Annotated in this window: 16 protein-coding genes; 7 read left to right on the forward strand and 9 right to left on the reverse strand. The window is 56.0% G+C overall.

The window, feature by feature from the left end; translation table 11 throughout:
* Positions 1–3: 3 nt before the first annotated feature.
* Entirely contained in the window at positions 4–1,026 is a 1,023-nt protein-coding gene (locus tag AC6I8D_RS18745) for an alpha/beta fold hydrolase (protein WP_497820575.1), read from the reverse strand.
* A 374-nt stretch (positions 1,027–1,400) separates the two neighbouring features.
* Between AC6I8D_RS18745 and AC6I8D_RS18750 the strand changes: the two genes are divergently transcribed.
* Positions 1,401–1,898 carry a helix-turn-helix domain-containing protein gene (locus AC6I8D_RS18750; RefSeq protein WP_312054239.1) on the forward strand — a complete coding sequence of 166 codons (498 nt, stop codon included), beginning with the start codon at positions 1,401–1,403 and terminating at the stop codon, positions 1,896–1,898.
* Here AC6I8D_RS18750 and AC6I8D_RS18755 read toward each other — a convergent pair whose 3' ends face one another.
* Entirely contained in the window at positions 1,899–2,558 is a 660-nt protein-coding gene (locus AC6I8D_RS18755; protein ID WP_031375263.1) for an epoxyqueuosine reductase QueH, read from the reverse strand.
* Between the two features lie 269 nt (positions 2,559–2,827).
* On the opposite strand from AC6I8D_RS18755, the gene AC6I8D_RS18760 reads away from it, so the two are divergent.
* Positions 2,828–4,216 carry a sugar porter family MFS transporter gene (locus AC6I8D_RS18760; protein ID WP_312054237.1) on the forward strand — a complete coding sequence of 463 codons (1,389 nt, stop codon included), beginning with the start codon at positions 2,828–2,830 and terminating at the stop codon, positions 4,214–4,216.
* 15 nt (positions 4,217–4,231) lie between these two features.
* Here the strand turns inward: AC6I8D_RS18760 and AC6I8D_RS18765 are convergent, their stop codons facing one another.
* On the reverse strand, positions 4,232–4,912 hold the full coding sequence (locus tag AC6I8D_RS18765) for an SDR family oxidoreductase (protein WP_497820576.1): 681 nt from the start codon (positions 4,910–4,912) through the stop codon (positions 4,232–4,234).
* Positions 4,913–4,927: 15 nt separating this feature from the next.
* Between AC6I8D_RS18765 and AC6I8D_RS18770 the strand changes: the two genes are divergently transcribed.
* Both AC6I8D_RS18770 and AC6I8D_RS18775 read left to right on the forward strand, forming a co-directional pair.
* Positions 4,928–5,170 (forward strand): hypothetical protein, encoded by a 243-nt coding sequence (locus AC6I8D_RS18770; protein WP_497820577.1) that lies wholly within the window; start codon positions 4,928–4,930, stop codon positions 5,168–5,170.
* A complete protein-coding gene (locus tag AC6I8D_RS18775) occupies positions 5,167–6,186 on the forward strand; it encodes a LacI family DNA-binding transcriptional regulator (RefSeq protein ID WP_312054233.1) in 1,020 nt (339 codons plus the stop codon). The genes AC6I8D_RS18770 and AC6I8D_RS18775 overlap by 4 nt, the downstream gene beginning before the upstream one ends.
* Before the next feature lie 31 nt (positions 6,187–6,217).
* On the opposite strand, the gene AC6I8D_RS18780 is transcribed toward AC6I8D_RS18775, so the two are convergent.
* Both AC6I8D_RS18780 and AC6I8D_RS18785 read right to left on the reverse strand, forming a co-directional pair.
* Positions 6,218–7,045: a hypothetical protein gene (locus AC6I8D_RS18780; protein WP_497820578.1), complete on the reverse strand. Its 828-nt coding sequence runs from the start codon at positions 7,043–7,045 to the stop codon at positions 6,218–6,220.
* 1 nt (position 7,046) lies between these two features.
* Positions 7,047–7,244 (reverse strand): hypothetical protein, encoded by a 198-nt coding sequence (locus AC6I8D_RS18785; RefSeq protein WP_031374840.1) that lies wholly within the window; start codon positions 7,242–7,244, stop codon positions 7,047–7,049.
* Positions 7,245–7,530: 286 nt separating this feature from the next.
* Here AC6I8D_RS18785 and AC6I8D_RS18790 point away from each other — a divergent pair, with 286 nt between their 5' ends.
* Entirely contained in the window at positions 7,531–8,517 is a 987-nt protein-coding gene (locus tag AC6I8D_RS18790; protein WP_497820579.1) for an aldo/keto reductase, read from the forward strand.
* Positions 8,518–8,526: 9 nt separating this feature from the next.
* Here AC6I8D_RS18790 and AC6I8D_RS18795 read toward each other — a convergent pair whose 3' ends face one another.
* The gene (locus tag AC6I8D_RS18795) at positions 8,527–9,711 is read right to left on the reverse strand and encodes a BaiN/RdsA family NAD(P)/FAD-dependent oxidoreductase (RefSeq protein ID WP_497820580.1); all 1,185 of its coding nucleotides are present in this window, start codon (positions 9,709–9,711) and stop codon (positions 8,527–8,529) included.
* Positions 9,712–9,954: 243 nt separating this feature from the next.
* Here AC6I8D_RS18795 and pitA point away from each other — a divergent pair, with 243 nt between their 5' ends.
* Positions 9,955–11,457 carry an inorganic phosphate transporter PitA gene (pitA, locus tag AC6I8D_RS18800; protein ID WP_312054424.1) on the forward strand — a complete coding sequence of 501 codons (1,503 nt, stop codon included), beginning with the start codon at positions 9,955–9,957 and terminating at the stop codon, positions 11,455–11,457.
* Positions 11,458–11,494: 37 nt separating this feature from the next.
* Here pitA and uspB read toward each other — a convergent pair whose 3' ends face one another.
* Entirely contained in the window at positions 11,495–11,830 is a 336-nt protein-coding gene (uspB, locus tag AC6I8D_RS18805) for a universal stress protein UspB (RefSeq protein WP_031374844.1), read from the reverse strand.
* A gap of 417 nt (positions 11,831–12,247) precedes the next feature.
* Here uspB and uspA point away from each other — a divergent pair, with 417 nt between their 5' ends.
* A complete protein-coding gene (uspA, locus tag AC6I8D_RS18810; protein WP_031374845.1) occupies positions 12,248–12,685 on the forward strand; it encodes a universal stress protein UspA in 438 nt (145 codons plus the stop codon).
* Positions 12,686–12,735: 50 nt separating this feature from the next.
* Here uspA and rsmJ read toward each other — a convergent pair whose 3' ends face one another.
* Positions 12,736–13,488: a 16S rRNA (guanine(1516)-N(2))-methyltransferase RsmJ gene (gene rsmJ, locus AC6I8D_RS18815; protein WP_497820581.1), complete on the reverse strand. Its 753-nt coding sequence runs from the start codon at positions 13,486–13,488 to the stop codon at positions 12,736–12,738.
* Between the two features lie 8 nt (positions 13,489–13,496).
* On the reverse strand, positions 13,497–15,539 hold the full coding sequence (prlC, locus tag AC6I8D_RS18820) for an oligopeptidase A (RefSeq protein WP_312054222.1): 2,043 nt from the start codon (positions 15,537–15,539) through the stop codon (positions 13,497–13,499).
* Positions 15,540–15,632 lie beyond the last annotated feature (93 nt).

Here is a 15,632-nt window from a genome sequence, read left to right on the forward strand (position 1 = left end):
GGGTTACTGTCGCGCCAGGTCGTCGAGCAGGGTCTGATTAAACTTCGCCGGCTCTTCCATCTGTGGCGCATGACCCATTCCCGGGAATTCAATTAACCGCGCGTCCGGAATCCGCTTCGTCACCTCTTTACCCAGCACAGTGTAATCACCGAGCCGCGCTTTGACCGCTGCAGGCGCGATATCGCTGCCAATCGCGGTGGTGTCGGCGGTTCCGATCATCAGGGTGGTGGGCACCGTCAAATCGCTGAATTCATAGAACACCGGTTGGGTGAAAATCATGTCGTAGATCAGCGCTGAGTTCCATGCCACCTTCTGGTGTCCAGGCCCGCTGTTCAGGCCCGCCAGCATATCGACCCATTTGTCATACTCCGGTTTCCAGCGTCCGACATAGTAGGTCTGCTGCTCATATTTCTTAATCCCTTCGGCACTCAGCTTCAGTTCGCGCTGATACCACTGATCGACAGACCGCCACGGCGCGCCTTTGGCCTTCCAGTCTTCCAGCCCGATCGGGTTGACCAGCACCAGCTTCTGCGTCCCGGCCGGATACATCAGCGCATAGCGTGTTGCCAGCATCCCGCCGGTGGAGTGGCCGATGATCACCGCTTTTTCTACCCCCAGCTGCGCCAGTAGCTGATGAGTGTTCTCTGCCAGCTGCTGAAAACTGTACTGATAATGGGCCGGTTTGGTTGAACTGCAGAAACCGATCTGGTCGGGCGCTACCACGCGGTAGCCTTGCTGGCTGAGTGCGCGAATCGTCTCTTCCCAGGTCGCGCCGCAGAAATTTTTACCGTGCATCAGCACCACGGTTTGTCCGTTGGCTTTTTGCGCCGGTTTCACATCCATGTAGCCCATGCTCAGCGGTTGCTGCTGGGAGGAAAAATTGAAATGCTGCAGAGGGTAAGGATAATCAAATCCTTCCAGCTGCTCGCCGTAAACGCTGGCGGCGAGTGCCGGTGCCGTGCTGAGTAAAGCCAGCGAGGTGAGCAAGGCGGCAAGCGGTTTCTTCAACGCGTATGTCGGGCTCATCCAGAGTTCTCCAGTTAAAGGTAAGTTAAAAGTAAGGTTAACGGTGCGGCTTAAGCCTGGCATGAAGCACCGAAAAGTGTATTGATGGGCTGTGCGATGTCAGTGATTCGATTGCCGCTGATTAGCTTCGCTATCGGTAAAATTGCGCTAAGCGAAACCGTTTAATTAAAATTACGCTTTCCGCTTATTCACTCTACTAATTTCACCCACTTCATCAACATTATAATTACAAACAAACCATCCCCATTATCAAATGATTATTAAAACAGCGCTGGCGGAGATAACGATTCATTTCCTGATAAATCTTTACGTAACAAATGGGCAGAAAAAGATAAGTTATTTTAAACTGCGCCGACGATAACAAGGGGGATGTTATGAATGAGCGTAAATATAATGAAAGTGTGATCTTCTCTGTCACCGAGTGGATTGATAACAATCTCGATCAGCGGTTAAGCGTTGATGATATTGCGGAAAAAGCCGGGTATTCAAAATGGTATTTACAGAAATTATTTGCACGCTATCACAATGAAACACTGGCGCGTTATATTCGCAAGCGCAAGCTGGCTGCCTGTGTCAATGATTTGAAAAATAGCCGCACGCCAATTATTAGCCTGGCGCTAAAATACCATTTTGAAAGCCAGCAATCGTTCACCCGCTCATTTAAGCAGGTGATGGGCTGTACGCCGAGCGTCTGCCGTCGGCGTCATCTGGATGAGGCGGCGCGGCAGCAGTTATCTGAAGCCGCCAATCCCTGCGCGTTATGCCGCTATGCCCGGCCCGAAACCCGTGAAAAAAGCGGCTGCGGCATCACCCAGAACATTAGCTTGTCTGCTCATCACTATGGTGCGGCAGAGTCAGCCCGCAGCCTGTGATCAGATATCGTCCGGCTGATAATATTGCACACCAATCTGAATTCGCTCACGGCCCTGCGTAACGCGATGACGATTGGTGTCGCGCAGTGAATAAACGCAGCCGCAATATTCCTGCTGATAAAAACTTTCGCGCTTGCTGATTTCAATCATCCGCGCCGATCCGCCGCCCTTACGCCAGTTAAATTCCCAGTAAAGCAGGTCGGGATAGTGGGCCGCCGCACGCACACCGCAATCATTTATCTGCTGCATATTCTTCCAGCGTGAAATACCCAGCGAACTGGTGATCACCGGAAAACCATTTTCATGGGCATATAACGCAGTACGTTCGAAGCGCATATCAAAGCACATGGTACAGCGCTCGCCGCGCTCCGGTTCCCATTCCATGCCGCGCGCCCGTTTAAACCAGTCATCACGGTCATAATCAGCATCCACAAACGGCACGCCAAATTTTTCTGCAAAACGAATATTTTCCTCTTTGCGCAGCTCATATTCTTTAAGCGGATGAATATTTGGGTTGTAGAAATAGATAGTGTAGTCAATGCCGGATGCCAGCATCGCCTCCATTACTTCACCGGAACAGGGCGCACAGCAGGAGTGCAAAAGGACTTTTTTGTGGCCGCCAGGTAACGGCAGCGGCTGGCGCTGATAAGGCTGAGACATAAGCACCTTCAATCATTGGCTGAAAAAACGCAGTGTAATCGCGCACGCTACCGGTTGCAAAATTCCCCGGCAGACGGCGCTTTTGAGTATTTGTGCGCTGTTATCAGTCGGCGCGTTGACCGCCATGCCGCGCGCCGCCGGGCTACTGGCGCGGTTCCGCTGTTTAATCAGGCTGCGAATGCGCAAACTGTGACCGGTAACACACTGCCATCGACTATGTTTACATAACATTAACAATATTGACAAAGTCTCAAGGCAAGGAGTTAAGCATGGCTGCAGCAAAGAGATCGGGGGAGGGGCAGAACCGCTTTACCTGGTTCGTCTGTTTTATGGCCGCGCTGTCCGGCCTGTTGTTTGGCCTGGATATCGGCGTGATTGCCGGCGCGCTGCCGTTTCTCGCCAAAGATTTGCAGATCACGAATCATCAGCAGGAGTGGGTGGTCAGCTCCATGATGTTTGGTGCTGCGCTGGGGGCGCTGGGTGCCGGCTGGATGTCATCAAAGCTGGGCCGCAAGAAAAGCATGCTGGCCGGAGCCACGCTGTTTGTGATCGGTTCACTGTGGTCGGCGTTTTCACCGGATGTCGAATCGCTGGTCTGCGCCCGGGTGATACTGGGCCTGGCGGTCGGCATCGCCTCTTACACCGCCCCGCTCTATCTGGCTGAAATTGCGCCTGAGCGTATTCGCGGATCAATGATTTCGATGTATCAGCTGATGCTGACCACCGGCATTGTGGTGGCGTACCTCTCCGATACCGCCTTCAGCTATAGCGGTAACTGGCGCGGGATGCTGGGCATTATCGCCATTCCGGCGGTGATTCTGTTTGTCGGCGTGCTGTTTCTGCCCAACAGCCCACGCTGGCTGGCCGCGCATGGCCGCTTTAATGAGGCACAGCGGGTGCTGGATCGGCTGCGCAACACCAGCGAACAGGCCCGCCAGGAGCTGGAAGAGATCCGTGAAAGCCTGCAGGTGAAGCAACGCGGCTGGTCACTGTTTCGCTCTAACAGCCACTTCCGCCGCGCCGTGTGGCTCGGCATGCTGTTGCAGATTATGCAGCAGTTCACCGGCATGAACGTGGTGATGTATTACGCGCCGAAAATCTTCAATATCGCCGGCTTCTCCAGCACCCGCGAGCAGATGTGGGGCACCGTTATCGTCGGACTGGTCAACATGCTGGCGACGCTGATTGCCATTTTCCTGGTTGACCGCTGGGGACGTAAACCGATGCTCACCACCAGTTTTCTGGTGATGGCGATCGGCATGGGCGTGCTCGGGACGTTACTGCATCTGGGCGTGGAGACTGACTTCCGCAAATATTTCGCCATTGCCATGCTGCTGATGTTTATCGTCGGTTTCGCGATGGCTGCCGGTCCGGTAATCTGGCTGCTGTGCTCAGAGATCCAGCCGCTGAAAGGGCGTGATTTCGGCATTACCGCCTCTACCACCACCAACTGGGTCGGTAACATGATTGTCGGTGCCACCTTCCTGACCATGCTCGATCAGCTGGGCAACGCCAATACCTTTTGGTTCTACGGCGCGCTCAATCTGCTGTTTATCGTGCTGACCATGCTGCTGGTGCCAGAGACAAAGCACGTCACGCTGGAGCATATCGAACGCAACCTGATGAAGGGCAAAGCCTTGCGTGATATCGGGGCGTAACCGCCCCGCCGGTGATTACCATTGCAGCGTTTTACCGGTGTAATCAATGTAGTGATGACCGCCACGGCCCTGCCAGGCGGTCAGCTGCCGGACAATACCGTCCGCACTCTCTTCAGCGGTTAACGGCGCAGCATCGCCTCCCATATCGGTTTTTACCCAGCCCGGATGCAGCGTCACCAGCGTGCCGGCCTGGGCTTCAACCTCCTCAGCCAGCGACCGGCTCAGCATATTCAGCGCCGCTTTACTGGCGGAATAGAGCGGCATGTCGGCGCGCGGATTTTCGCTCAGGCTGGCCAGCTGTGATGAGGTGATCGCCAGCACGCCCTTCTGCTTGCTAAGCAGCGGCAGCAAAATTTCGGCACTGCGTACCGGTGCCACCGCATTGGTCAGAAACAGCTGAGCCAGCTCCTGCGCCTCACTCTGCGCCAGCGTCTGGTGCGCCGGACCATAGATGCCGGCATTAATCAGAATCGCATCAAACGTCTGTCCGGCGAGCTGGTCTGCCAGTTGCTGCACCGCCGACGATTCGGTCATATCCAGCGCATGCCAGGTGACGCCCGGCTGTTCGCCCTGTGCCGGAATGCCGCTGCGATGCGTGGCGATAACCGGCCAGCCCTGGGCGGCAAATGCCTGCAACACCGCCAGACCAATACCGCGTGATGCGCCGATCACTAATGCTTTACCTTGCTGAGCCATATTGATTCCTCATTGATGATGTCATCTATCAGCTTAACGGCAAATCTGTCCTGCCAGCAGCCGCAGGTGCTATTTCGTCCGGCGACCGCACAGCCGGTAAAATGCGCCCGCCGGGCAGCTAAGCCAGCGGGGCCGTTTCTCTTGATGGTTTTCCATCAATATTTCGCTTTATCTTTTACTTTTAACCGGTTAGAAGATATCGATTGCGTGGCAGGCTGTGCGATGTTCGCCCGCTTCTTTCACGTGGAGTCTGAATGAAAAAGCTCACCTTAGACACGGTAGCAAAAATGGCCGGGGTCGGTATCGCGACGGTTGATCGGGTGCTGAATGAACGTGGCGGCGTGTCGCTGGACACCACCCGCAAAGTGCTGAAAGCAGCGCGCGAAGTCGGCCTGAAGCGCCTGTTACCGGAGGAGTATCAGCATCCATGGCAAATAGAGGTGTTCCTCAGCAACAACGGCTCCTCGTTTTTCCAGCAGCTGACCGCCCACTTCAGCGACGTCGCCAGCCAGCTCGGCTATCGCCGTCTTAAGCTGCACAAAACCCTGGTGACCGAAGCGCAGCCCGAAAAGCTGGCGCAGAGCATTATTGCCCGCAGCGCCAATCGCGACGGCATCATTGTTTTCGCCCACGATTCGCCGCCGATCTATCGCGCACTGGCGCTGTGTCGCAGCCGTAACGTGCCGGTGATCACCATCGTGACCGATCTGCCCGCCGCCGATCGCCTGTGCCATGTCGGTATCGACCAGTATCAGGCGGGACGGACAGCCGGGTTGCTGATGAGTAAAACCGCTCATCAGCCCGGCGATATCGTGATGGTCAGCGGCCGTTTCGATTACCAGGCACACCGGCAGCGCATCGCCGGTTTCCGTGAAGTGATGAGCCAGCGCGCGCCGCAGCGGCACCTGCGTGAAGTGCTGCTGGGTCAGGACGACCGCGGCACCATCCGCAGCCTGCTGGCGCGTAATCTGACCCAGTCGCAGGCGATTGCGGGCGTCTACAATACCGGCATGGGCAATACTGACGTCAGCGAAACGCTGCGCGCCCATCAGCTGCTGGGCCGCTGTACTTACATTACCCACGAGCTTTATTCAGTGACCCGTCAGCTGCTGCTGAATGATGAAGTGGCGTTTACCCTCGATCAGCACGCCCGGCAGCACGCCCGGTTGTCGATTGACCTGCTGCTGCGGCATCTGGAAACCGGTTATCAGCCGGATGTCTATCAGCAGGGTAAAGTCGCGTTCCGGCTGTTTACGGCGGAGAATATGGTGTAAGCCCCTCACGCAGTAAGGGGCCAGCACAAGGTTACTGCGGTGGCTCCCGGCTCTCATCATCCGGACTCTTATCGTTATCGCTGCCCTGGCTCTTCTCGACTTCCTGGGGATGGCCCATCGATAGCGCAGTGGCGCTGGCCGGGTCAAACAGTGACAGGCTTTCAATCTGATCGACCATAATTACTTTACGAAATGACATCGCGTCTTTCGGCGTAGAGTCCAGCGTAATGTCATGCTCGGCATACCACTTGCTGTAGTTATGCTCTACCGCCAGCTTCAGCGTTTTGCTGTCGCGATAGCCGCTGAGCATCGGGATCAGAACGATATTTTTGGTGCTTTCATACTCAAAGGTTGAGGCGTGCACCATTCCGATGTAAATGCGGCGGGACTTGAGCGTAATCCACGCCAGTTCACCCTCTTCCATACATTGAAACAGCAGCTGCTCAACGCCATTCGAGCGCGACAGTTGCTGATAGAGATCTTTACGCCCGGAGACGTTAAGTCGTGCACTGCCCGCCCAGTTCGAGCGATACAGGCAAAACAAAATGGCAAACGCCAGCATGATCACAATCGGTGCCTGGATGCCGAGGAAGCTCCAGTTCATAAACTCCATCTGCCATTTGAGATGGACGCCCGGGATCATCTGTACCGCGTTGGCAATAGCAGAGATGGCGAGCAGCAGTAACCAGACAATGCCGGTGGCAAACACGCCCTGCAAAACAAAAATACAGCCGTACAAGGCAACCAGAAAATAGACATCCCAGCCCGACGAGCGGCGGATTTTAAAGCGGCTATTCAAATCGCGGCTGGTGTACCAGTAACCACTGACCATTAACACCATGAATATTGCGGTACCCACCTCAGACTCCCTTTAACGTATTCACATGGCGGGCAAAATCTTCGTGCACTTCTTCACTAAGGGTGTTGACCGAGATATTGCCGTTCTCGTCAATGATGATGCGTTCACCTTCAGCGATGGAGTCGTTGATGTCCTGGCGGGACATGATCTGCAGAAATTTCTCGGGACTGGCAAACAGCGATTTAACAAATTTGAACATGGCGATCCACTTATCGGGTTTAAAAGAGAAAGTATGTGACCGAAACGGCACTCTCGCCTGGTTAATTTCAGGTGAAATTTCTTAAAATCAATTAATTAGCGAAGCGGCTATCGTTCATCTCCGGCCGCATTTTGCCGAAATAGCCAGCATAACCAGTAGATTGGCGGTGTCGTCTGCCCTTTTTCAGCGTAGCAGTCTGTGACCGGGCGTCATCCCTTCCTCGCCGGTTAGCGCTAAGCTCAATCTTTGTCAGCTTACTGTCACCCCTGTATTGAGGAAGATTCAGATGAAACAACGCACGTTAGGTCGTACCGGTCAGCGCGTCTCGGAGATTGGCTTTGGCGCATGGGCGATTGGCGGGACCTGGGGAGAAGTCAGTCAGCAGGATGCCGAGGCCGCGCTGCACGCGGCGCTGGATGCTGGCATCACCTTTATTGATACTGCCGATGTGTATGGTGACGGCCGCTCTGAAAAGATTATCGCCGGGGTGCTGAATCAGCGGGGCGGTGAACGTCCGTTTGTGGCGACCAAGCTGGGCCGGCGGCTGTCGCCGCACGTTGCTGACGGTTATAACGCCAGCAACCTCAACGCGTTTGTTGACCGCTCGCGTGAGAACCTGCAAACCGACACGCTGGATTTAGTGCAGCTTCACTGCCCGCCAACCGAGGTCTATTACAATCCGGAGGTGTTTGCAGTGATGGATGAGATGGTTGCCGCCGGGAAAATTCGTCATTACGGCGTGTCGGTAGAAAAAGTCGAAGAGGGACTGAAGGCGCTGGAATTTCCCAACGTCTCATCCATTCAGCTGATCTACAACATCTTCCGCCAGCGTCCGGCGGAACTGCTGCTGCGAGAGGCGAAACGGCGTAATGTCGGGATTATCGCCCGCGTCCCGCTGGCATCCGGCTTGCTGACCGGAAAAATGGGCCCGGACAGCCAGTTTGCTGCCGACGACCACCGCGCTTTCAACCGCAATGGCGAAGCCTTCGATAAAGGCGAAACCTTTTCCGGCGTACCGTATGAGGTGGCGCTGGAGGCGGTAGAGGAGATTCGTCGTTACGTGCCGGGCGACATCAGCATGGCGATGCTGGCGCTGCGCTGGGTCCTGATGAACGACGATGTCAGCGTGGTGATCCCCGGCGCGAAAAATCGCCAGCAGGCGGCAGACAATGCCCGCGCCAGCAGCGTTGACGCGCTGTCTGACCAGACTATGGCGGCGCTGCAGCAGATTTATCAGGCGAAGATTGCGCCTTACGTGCATCAGCGCTGGTAGTCGTACGATTTACAACGCCTGGGCGCACGCCCAGGCGGAACTCCACGCCCACTGGAAGTTATATCCCCCCAGCCAGCCGGTCACATCCACCACTTCACCAATGAAATAGAGGCCCGGTACCGTCCGTGCTTCCATGGTTTTCGAAGAGAGCTGGGTGGTATCCACGCCGCCCAGCGTCACTTCAGCAGTGCGATAGCCTTCGGTTCCGTTTGGCTGAATACGCCAGGCGTGCAGCGTCTGCACCAGCTCTGCCTGCTGCTTGCTGTTGAGCTGCTTCAGAGTGATATCCGGCACCACCTTCAGCGTTTGCAGCACTTCCACCAGCCGTTTCGGCAGAATTTTTGCCAGGCTGTTCTTCAGGCTAAGGTTCGGATGCGCCTCACGCTGAACGGTCAGAAAGGCATCAAGCGGCGTGGCAGGCGACAGATCGATGGTGACGAACTCACCCGGCAGCCAGTAGCTGGAGATCTGCAACACCGCCGGGCCAGAGAGCCCACGGTGGGTAAACAGCATCGCCTCTTTAAAGCGGGTGCCGTCCTGCGCGTCGATGGTGGTTTCCAGTGCTACGCCGGACAGCGTCTGCAGCTGTTCCAGCAGCGGCTTATGCAGGGTAAACGGCACCAGCGCAGCGCGCGTCGGGAAAACAGTCAGACCAAACTGTTCAGCAATTTTATAGCCAAACGGCGACGCGCCCAGGCCGGGCATCGACAGGCCGCCGCTGGCAATCACCAGTTTTTCCGCCTGCACCGTGCTGCCGTTCAGTTGCAGGGTGTAGCCGCTGTCGTCACGCGTCACGTTCAGTACTTCACTGCGTAACCGCAGCGTCACCTGGCCCTTTTCACACTCGGCCAGCAGCAGATCGACAATCTGCTGGGCGGAATCGTCACAAAACAGCTGGCCGAGGGTTTTCTCATGCCAGGCGATCTGGTGACGATTAACCAGATCGATAAAGTCCCACTGGGTATAACGCGCCAGCGCCGACTTACAGAAATGGGGGTTATGTGACAGATAGGCTGCCGGTTCGGTGTACAGATTGGTGAAGTTGCAGCGCCCGCCGCCTGACATCAGGATCTTTCGTCCCGGCTTTTTGCCGTTATCCAGCAGCAATACGCGACGCCCGCGCTGTCCGGCCTGGGCAGCACAGAACAGCCCTGCGGCCCCGGCACCAATGATGATAACGTCAAACTGTTCCACGGCGGTTTACTCACTTAATCGGAAAGGCGCAGATTGTAGTGATCTGCTCACTGAGACGCCAGTGTCAAAAATTTGCCGTAAATGTGTCATAATGTAACTGACTAATATCTGGGCCTTTTTACCCCTTTAACCCGGCTACGTTACTGCTAAAGGTCAAATTAAGGCTATATTTTCCTTTCCCATACAGCACGTTGTCGCGGATAATGCGCCGCGTTCATGTCCTCCAAAAATGGCGTAACGTTTATGCTACATCTGTTTGCTGGTCTAGACCTCAGTACTGGCCTGTTATTGGTTCTTGCCCTGCTGTTTGTATTGTTTTACGAAGCAATCAACGGCTTCCACGACACGGCCAACGCAGTTGCGACGGTCATCTATACGCGTGCCATGCGTGCCCAGCTTGCTGTGGTTATGGCTGGCGTGTTTAACTTCTTTGGCGTGCTACTCGGTGGATTGAGTGTCGCCTATGCCATTGTTCATATGCTCCCCACCGATCTGTTGTTGAATGTTGGATCGGCTCACGGTCTCGCCATGGTGTTTTCTATGCTGCTGGCGGCGATTATCTGGAATCTCGGCACCTGGTATCTGGGTCTGCCGGCGTCCAGCTCCCATACCCTGATCGGCGCCATTATTGGTATCGGTCTGACCAACGCCCTGATGACCGGTACCTCGGTGGTTGATGCGCTCAACATCCCGAAAGTGCTGAACATCTTCCTGTCTCTGATCCTGTCGCCGATTGTCGGCCTGGTGATTGCCGGTGGCCTGATCTTTATTCTGCGCCGTTACTGGAGCAGCACTAAAAAACGTGCCCGCATTCATATGACGCCAGCCGACCGCGAAAAGATCGACGGCAAGAAAAAGCCGCCGTTCTGGACCCGCATCGCCCTGATTGTTTCGGCGATCGGCGTCAGCTATTCGCATGGCGCGAATGACGGCCAGAAAGGCATTGGTCTGATCATGCTGGTGTTGATTGGCGTGGCACCGGCCGGCTTCGTGGTGAACATGAATGCCTCAGGCTACGACATCACCCGCACCCGCGATGCGGTTAATCATCTGGAGCAGTATTATCAGCAGCACAACGCTTCGCTGACGCATATTATCCAGATGGCACCGCCTAAGCTGCCAACGCCGGAAGAAGTGCCATCCACCAGCCCGCAGGAGTTCCACTGTGACAGCGCCCGCGCGTTACAGGCGGTTCAGCGCGCACAGGTGTTGCTGAATAACCTGCAAAGTTACGATCAGCTGACGGTCGAACAGCGCGGCCAGATGCGTCGCCTGCTGCTGTGTATCTCAGACACGGCGGACAAAGCGGCCAGGCTGCCGGAAACCACCCCGGACGACAAACGCTTCCTTAACAAGCTGAAAAGCGATCTGCTTGGCACCATCGAGTATGCGCCAATCTGGATTATCGTTGCGGTCGCGTTAGCGCTGGGCATCGGCACCATGATTGGCTGGCGTCGTGTTGCCACCACCATTGGTGAGAAGATTGGTAAAAAAGGCATGACCTATGCGCAGGGAATGTCAGCCCAGGTTACGGCAGCGCTCTCTATCGGCGTCGCCAGCTATACCGGGATGCCGGTTTCCACCACCCACATCCTCTCTTCGTCAGTCGCCGGTACCATGCTGGTTGACGGCGGCGGATTGCAGAGCCGGACCATCAAAAACATCGCCATGGCGTGGATCTTCACGCTGCCGGTGTGTATTGTGCTGTCAGGTTCGCTCTACTGGATTGCGTTAAAACTGGTGTAATGCCAGCCAGACCAGAGGGCGACGAAAGTCGCCCTTTTTAATGCCAGATCGCCATCGCCACCAGGCTGATCACCACCAGTCCACACAGCGCGCTGGTCAGCATAAACTGTCCTCTTACCCGCTCGCAGCGACGAATGAATTCGTCATCATGATGATCAAGATAGCGTTTCGCCCAGATATAGGTCACCAGCCGCACCTGCTTGCTGGGCTGCCCATGAGAAGTGAAAAATCCCGCCCCGTCGACATACTGATACAGCAGCGGATCGCAACCGCGTAATACCGCCAGCAACGCACGCAGAGAAGAAAAATAGCGCGCCATATTCACAATACACACCACACAAAGCGCCCAAAAAAGCGCAATAGTACTGATCATATTCTCCCCTCCTGGCTGGAGCCGCAGGAACAGACGCAGCGGGAAAACGCTGAGCACGCCCACAGAAATAGCCAACCTCTGAATCACCCAACTGCGATAGTGTTCTGAACGCCTGGGCGGTAACAAACCAGACCGCCTTTTTTCAGTGTAGGAGAAATGTTTAAATTTTTTCCAGCGATGAATTTCGTTTGGTGCGAGTAAAATTTCCGCATCGTTGATCTTATTCACAAGCCAGGCGGCAACGGCAGCATTTGCCCGCAGAGAAGGCTATACTCAGAAACATAACAACATGACCACCTGCACCGCAGGTACACACTTTGGTGGCGCTCATCGCCCGCTCGCGCAAAGGATTTCGCTAAGCTGTGACGCGGCAGGAACCCCGGATGCCATCCTTAATCTCGTGAAAGGAGTTTTATCATGGCTTATAAACATATCCTGATTGCAGTAGACCTTTCTCCCGAAAGCCAGTTACTGGTGGATAAAGCCGTTTCGCTGGCCCGCCCTTACGACGCCAAAATTTCCCTGATTCACGTTGATGTGAATTATTCCGATCTCTACACCGGCCTGATTGATGTCAACCTCGGCGATATGCAGAAGCGTATTTCTGAAGAGACGCACTCTGCTCTGAAAGGTCTGTCTGATTCCGCGGGCTACCCGATCAGTGAAACCCTGAGCGGCAGCGGCGATCTCGGCCAGGTGCTGGTGGATGCGATTAAAAAGTATGACGTCGATCTGGTGGTATGTGGTCATCACCAGGACTTCTGGAGCAAGCTGATGTCGTCGGCGCGCCAGTTGATCAACACCGTGCATATCGACATGCTGATTGTGCCGCTACGCGATGAAGACGAAGCCTGAGTGACGCTCAAAGACCATAAAGCCGGCTGATTGCCGGCTTTTTTATCGGGTTAACTGACCAGCGGCGGGTAGATATCGAAACGATGGCTTTTGGTCACCACCGCCGCCTGGGTGATCACGCCTGCCAGCGGCGGCGCATAGTCGGGCCGCTTCACCACGATCCGCTTCTTTGCCAGCCGGCGGGCCGGTTCCAGCAGCGCGTCAGCATCCTCATCAGCACCGACCAGCGACTGAAACACCCGCATCTCCTTTTTCACCAGCGCGCTTTTCTGCCGATGCGGATACATCGGGTCGAGATAAACCACGTCCGGCTGCGGGGTGATATCGCTCAGCGCCTCGGCGCTGGCGGCGTGAATCAGCGTCAGCCGCTGACGCAGCCAGCCGCCGATTTCCGCATCCTGATAGCCGCGCTGTAAACCATCTTCCAGCAGCGCTGCCACCACCGGATGGCGCTCCAGCATTCGCACCCGGCAGCCCAGCGCCGCCAGAACAAAGGCATCGCGTCCGAGTCCGGCGGTGGCATCCACCACATCCGGCAGATAGTCACCTTTAATCCCGACCGCTTTTGCCACCGCTTCACCGCGTCCGCCGCCAAAACGGCGTCGGTGCGCCATCGCACCCGAGACAAAATCGACAAAAACGCCGCCCAGCTTCGGCTCATCGCGCTTACGCAGCTCAAGATGCGTCGGGGTTTGTACCAGCGCCAGCAAGGCGTTCTCGTCGTGCTCCAGCTGCCAGCGCTGCGCTAAACGTGATAAGGCGCCGTCTCCGGCGCCTGATTCATCGAGCAAACAGATTTTCACCTGATGACTTATCCCTGAATACCGTAATGTTCCAGCATGGCGTCGAGCTGCGGTTCACGGCCGCGGAAGCGTTTGAACAGCTCCATCGGCTCTTCGGAACCGCCACGCGTCAGGATATTGTCGAGGAACGACTGGCCGGTTTCGCGGTTGAAAATGCCCTCTTCTTCAAAGCGTGAATAGGCATCCGCCGCCAGCACATCCGCCCACAGGTAGCTGTAGTAACCGGCCGCATAGCCACCGGCGAAGATGTGGCTGAAGGCGTGCGGGAAACGGCCCCATTCCGGACTCGGCACCACCGCAACGCGGCTTTTCACTTCACGCAGCGTCTCAAGAATTTGTGCCCCTTTGGCCGGGTCAAATTCGGTATGCAGACGGAAGTCGAACAGGCCGAACTCCAGCTGACGCAGAATAAACAGCGCCGCCTGGTAGTTCTTGGCCGCCAGCATTTTATCCAGCAGCGCCTTCGGCAGCGGTTCACCGGTTTCATAGTGACCGGAGATGAACGCCAGCGCATCCGGCTCCCAGCACCAGTTTTCCATAAACTGGCTTGGCAGTTCGACCGCATCCCACGGCACCCCGCTGATGCCGGAAACGCCAGGTACTTCAACCCGGGTCAGCATATGATGCAGACCGTGACCAAACTCATGGAACAGGGTGATCACTTCGTCATGAGTGAACAGCGCCGGTTTGCCCTGCACCGGACGGTTAAAGTTACAGGTCAGGTAGGCGACCGGCTTCTGCAGGCTGCCATCGGCTTTACGCATCTGGCCGACGCAGTCATCCATCCAGGCTCCGCCGCGTTTGTGTTCACGCGCATACAGATCCAGATAGAAACTGCCGCGCAGTTCGCCGGTTTCATCGAACAGATCGAAGAACTTCACGTCAGGATGATAAACTTCCACATCGGTACGCTGTTTTGCCGTGATGCCGTAAATACGCTTAACCACTTCGAACAGGCCAGCCACCGCCCGGGATTCCGGGAAGTAAGGGCGCAGCTGTTCATCGCTGATGGTGTAGAGATGCTGCTTCTGTTTTTCACCGTAATAGGTGAGATCCCACGGATTAAGCTCGGTCACGCCGTGCTCTTTTTGCGCAAAGGCGCGCAGCTGCTCCAGCTCTTTTTCACCCTGAGGACGGGCGCGTTCCGCCAGATCGTTAAGGAAGTCGATCACCTGAGACGGGCTTTGCGCCATCTTAGTCGCCAGCGATTTATCGGCGTAGGAGTCAAAGCCCAGCAGCTGCGCCAGTTCATGACGCAGCGCCAGCTCTTCCGCCATGATCGGGCCGTTATCCCATTTACCGGCATTCGGCCCCTGATCGGACGCGCGGGTCGCGTAGGCGCGATACATCTCTTCGCGCAGCGCAGCGTTATCGCAGTAGGTCATCACTGGCAGATAGCTGGGGATATCCAGCGTCAGCAGCCAGCCTTCCTGACCTTTGGCTTCCGCCTGGGCCCTGGCCGCAGCCATCGCGCTTTCCGGCATGCCCGCCAGATCGTTTTCATCGGTGATCAGCTTGCTCCAGCCCATGGTGGCATCCAGCACGTTGTTGCTGTAAGCCGATCCCAGTTCGGAGAGGCGGGCAGCAATTTCGCCGTAGCGCTGCTGTTTATCTTTCGCCAGGCCGATACCGGAAAGTTCGAAATCGCGCAGCGCATTATCGACCGCTTTCTTCTGCGCCAGATCCAGCGCGGCGTACTGGTCACCCTCTTTCAGGTTGCGGTACGCCTGATACAGGCCTTCATGCTGGCCGACCCAGGTGCTGTATTCAGACAGCAGCGGCAGCGTCTGCTCATAGGCTTCACGCAGTTCCGGGCTGTTTTTAACCGAGTTCAGGTGGCTGACCGGGGAAAAAATGCGGCTCAGACGGTCATCGCTCTCCGCCAGCGGCTGAACCAGGTTGTCCCAGCTATAGGGTGCGCCTTGCGCCACCACTTTTTCGACCATCGCGCGGCAGTCGTTCAGGACTTCCGTAACGGCAGGAACCACATGTTCAGGCTGGATGGCAGAAAAAGGGGGAAGCGTAAAAGATGTCAGTAGCGGATTGGTCATAGCGCAGTCCTTTATTGATGTGTGGGGCGCGATGGGTCGCGCAACGCAATCTAAGTAACATGCGGCTAAGTGTAGCGAAAATCAATGGGGCCT

The sequence above is a fragment of the Pantoea sp. X-Soil-MYKO-1785 genome, from assembly GCF_059730675.1.